Source organism: Flavobacteriales bacterium, assembly GCA_013214975.1.
Lineage (GTDB): Bacteria > Bacteroidota > Bacteroidia > DT-38 > DT-38 > DT-38.
Window position 1 is genome coordinate 1 of the sequence record JABSPR010000144.1, and the last position, 3,849, is coordinate 3,849.

Here is a 3,849-nt window from a genome sequence, read left to right on the forward strand (position 1 = left end):
GTAAGGCATGTCCAAATTCATGGAATAGCGTTTCGGCCTCAGAGAAAGATAATAAGGAAGGCCCATCACCAGAAGGTGCTGGGTAATTAAAAACATTTGTAACAATCGGTCTAATCATGCCATTTACGTTAGACTGACCACGTAATTCGTTCATCCATGCTCCGCCTCTTTTACTTTCTCTAGCGAAGAAATCCATGTAGAGTACAGCAAGGTGAGAACCATCTGCATCAAGTACCTCGAATACCTGTTGCTCGGGATGATACCGAGGAATGTCCTTCAATTCTTTAAAAGACAAACCAAATAGTTTTTCAGCCAATTGAAATACTCCTGCTTTTACAGCATTAAATTCGAAGTATGGTCTCGTTTCCTCTTCGTCATACGCATATCGCTCTTTTCGAACTTTCTCAACAAAATGTCTCCAATCACTTCCGTTAAAATGCCCATCAACACCTTCGCTCTTCATTTTAGCCACAAGAGCTTCTCGCTCTGCTTTAGCCATTTTCAGTGCAGATGGCCATAATTTATCCATAAACCCGAACACGGCATCCGGAGTCTCTGCCATCGAATTAGACAACTTGTAATGTGCGTGAGTTTCGAATCCTAAGAGTTGTGCCCGTTCCGCACGCAACGCTGCCATTTGAGAAACGATAGATGTGTTATCATTGTCGTTGCCATTATTTCCTCGCATTGCATATCCATCAAATAAAACTTTACGAGCATCTCTATTGGGAGAGGACTGCAAGAATGGGTTTATACTCGGACGTTGCAACGTAATAGAATATCCTCCTTCGTGCTTTCTTGTCTTAGCTTCATCTTCAGCTAAAGAAATTAGGCTTGATGGAAGGTTACCCAGGTCTTCTTTGTTATTGGTGTGAAATTCGAAATCATTGGTTTCTTCTAATAGATTAGCCCCAAATTTTTGAGACAACTCAGCCAATGTCTTATTAATCTCTTTTAATCGTTCCTTCTCCTCTCCTTCTACATTTACTCCGGCTCTCACAAAATCCTTGTACGTCTCTTCTAATAATCTCAATTCTACTCGACCAAGATTAAGTGATTCTCTTTGCTTATAAACAGCCTTAACTTTTTTAAACAGATCAGGATTAAGATTAATATCATCTGAATGACTTGTCATAATCGGTGCTAATCTCTTCTCTGAATCCTGAAGCACACTATCCCTATTCGCTCCAGCCACTTCATAAAACACGTAAGACACTTTATTCAAATCAGCCCCACTTAATTCTAAAGCCTCAATTGTATTAGCAAAAGTTGGCGCTTCGGTATTCTCGACAATCCCCTTTATCTCTTCCTTATGTCTGGCGATAGCAATTTCTATTGCTGGAAAATAGTCTTCACTATTAATCTTATCGAATGGCGGAACGCCAAATGGAGTATCCCATTCCGTTAACAAAACATTATCACTCATCGTTTCTGTTTTTACTTCTGGTGTCTCATTGCAAGAGGAAAACGCAATTCCAATTAATGCTACCAGTGCTATGTTTAATTTCATCTTTTTCGTTTTTATCTCCTGACTTAATTTACTGAAATTACAATTTTACCATGATGCAAAGCATCCCCGAAATATTAAATTGCCCAGGGTAACTTTTCAAAACTATAAGGTCCGTCAATTACACACTGTAGTTGTTTCTTTTCATACAACTCACTAATATAATCCAAATCCTTATTGCCTTTAAGCGCTACTAGCTGTATTGATTTACCTGTAAATAGAGAAGTTAATGGTTTTAACGCAAACATTAATAATAGCTTTCCTGATCTAGCTCCTACAGAAACATACTTCCCTTTAGGTTTAAGTACTTTGACATACCTCCAAGGAGATCGATTTGTTCTACAATCTAGAATTAGATCGCATAAATTACTATTGGCTGTAAAGTCTTCTTTTTTATAATTGAGTACCTCATCGAATCCTTGATTTTTCATGGCACCTAGATTTTCACCGGTGTCCACCCCAGTGACGTGCGCATCAAAAAGCTTAGCGAGTTGCAGTCCAAATGACCCGACACCTCCTCCTCCACCATTAATTAATATTTTTTGCCTCTTTTTGATATTCCCAAATATCTCCATAAACTTCATCGCCAAGTTTAAACTTTGTGACATCACCCCCAAGCTTCTCTACAATACCTGATAACTCCATACCCGGAATTGCCAACTTCTTTCTTGGCTTAAAAAGCCCATAGAAAAGCCGATACGCCAATGGGCTACCTGTTGTAATACACCAATCGTAATCGTTGACTGTAGTTGCATGAACCTTAACAAGAACCTTGTTTCTCTTAGGCTCAGGATTATCAACTTCCTGAAGGTTTAATACTTCTTTCGGCTTACCATAGGTTTTTAAAATATATGCTTTCATAATATCAATACATCATTTGAATGGACAACGAATCTAGTTTCATTTATTAATGCTTTCGCCGATAATATAGGATTTATGAATCATCTCAAGAGCCTTATGAACCCCATTCTTTAATGCAATACGATACAGTGTTTCAGACCTTTTCGGTTTCGCATTCCCACTAGAAATGTAATATTCTGCTTTAGAATTTGCCGAATAATTATACTTGTTTTTCAATTGAAATATCATATCTAATTCCACATGTGCTTTTTCTGTTTGTTGCCACCAAGTTGCAGAAAACTCTTGATAAGAATCTGTTATGATAATAAGAACAGATGCTGTATCCTTTCCTCCCTTACAATGTGACCTAATAACCCTTGACATTTCGTTTTGATGAAAAGGAATTAATATCGGATTATGTTTTATTACCTGATTTGAGGCAAAAACAGAAGGTAACTCGATCACGCTTTGATCTACTTTCTTTCGGGCATCTTTATAAATAATCCCTTCTATATATATGGGGAGATTTAATTCAGTGTCTGAATAACCATTAAATTGTGTTATTAGAGATGCAGGACCACAACTGGATAAGAAGAACAAGAGCGATATAATTAAGCCTGTTTTCAATTACAAAACTTTTATTATTATCTGATAACTGTAAAGAGCAATTCCTCCCCATACTAAGGCGTAAGCCATTTTGCTTGTCTGGAATTTCGCCACCGTTTCAATTACTTTTTCATTCTTCGATATTACCTTCTCGTGCAGTAAAAGTGCTAAGTAAATAAATACTCCTAGTATAAATATATCGGTTAAGGAACCACCTATTTGTTGAAACATCTTATTAGTTTTTTTTATTAACGTTGTTACTCACTTTCAGGAAGCCCTTCAAATTCATTTCTTTTATTCTCGAACCATTCCATCATTGCACTCGGGTCTTGCATCAGGCCGTGCATTTCTTTCATAGCATTAAGGTGTGCTTCATCTCCCGATTGAAACATTTCCATTCCGTGCTTCTTGCCTTGTTCCGCCATTTCATCAAATGTTTCTGCTCTAAACTCTAAGTCGCAAGCTCCACCCAATTCATTACATGTCATTTTTTTTCATATCTCTTGTGTTGTTTTAAAACTGCCCATTCGATTTATCTATTTTAATTTGCACTACTTTTTCGGCTAACGGATTGTCTTGGTTAAACTCAAACTATAATGTCTGATTCTGGTATTACCGTCTCCTACTTCTACTTGAACATTATATAACCCGTAATAAGCAAGAGCACCTATGTATGTGTTTTTTTTGATTTTAACATTAAATCCTCCTTTAAGTCCAAAGTCGATATTAGACATTTGCAAAACACCCGAATCTCTAGAAATTCTCTTTTTTCCTCCTAAATAATCGTACATACGAAAAACATAATTACTACCCATTTTAAAACCAGCCTGTACGCCTGCAAACATCTCGAAAGATTCGTTTTTCATAAACCCCAAACAAATAGGAATAGAAAAATA

The 3,849-nt window shown here is 36.9% G+C and carries 5 protein-coding genes and 1 pseudogene; all 6 read right to left on the reverse strand.

Annotation, left to right across the window (positions count from 1 at the left end; genetic code table 11):
• Nucleotides 1–1,510, reverse strand: a 1,510-nt coding sequence (locus tag HRT72_05320; protein NQY67130.1) for a M3 family metallopeptidase, incomplete at its 3' end; no start/stop codon positions are given.
• Nucleotides 1,511–1,584: 74 nt separating this feature from the next.
• Nucleotides 1,585–2,368, reverse strand: a pseudogene (locus HRT72_05325) (NAD(P)-dependent alcohol dehydrogenase).
• A gap of 39 nt (nt 2,369–2,407) precedes the next feature.
• Nucleotides 2,408–2,974, reverse strand: coding sequence for a hypothetical protein (locus HRT72_05330; GenBank protein NQY67131.1), 567 nt, complete (start codon nt 2,972–2,974; stop codon nt 2,408–2,410).
• Entirely contained in the window at nt 2,975–3,184 is a 210-nt protein-coding gene (locus HRT72_05335) for a hypothetical protein (protein ID NQY67132.1), read from the reverse strand.
• 26 nt (nt 3,185–3,210) lie between these two features.
• Nucleotides 3,211–3,441 carry a DUF1059 domain-containing protein gene (locus HRT72_05340; protein ID NQY67133.1) on the reverse strand — a complete coding sequence of 77 codons (231 nt, stop codon included), beginning with the start codon at nt 3,439–3,441 and terminating at the stop codon, nt 3,211–3,213.
• Nucleotides 3,442–3,516: 75 nt separating this feature from the next.
• Nucleotides 3,517–3,819 (reverse strand): hypothetical protein, encoded by a 303-nt coding sequence (locus HRT72_05345; GenBank protein NQY67134.1) that lies wholly within the window; start codon nt 3,817–3,819, stop codon nt 3,517–3,519.
• Nucleotides 3,820–3,849 lie beyond the last annotated feature (30 nt).

Bases quoted from the DNA above. Each gene is read 5' to 3' on its own strand.
- HRT72_05335 (NQY67132.1), bottom strand. From the start codon at position 3,184: ATGTTTCAACAAATAGGTGGTTCCTTAACCGATATATTTATACTAGGA.
- HRT72_05340 (NQY67133.1), bottom strand. From the start codon at position 3,441: ATGACATGTAATGAATTGGGTGGAGCTTGCGACTTAGAGTTTAGAGCA.
- HRT72_05345 (NQY67134.1), bottom strand. From the start codon at position 3,819: ATGAAAAACGAATCTTTCGAGATGTTTGCAGGCGTACAGGCTGGTTTT.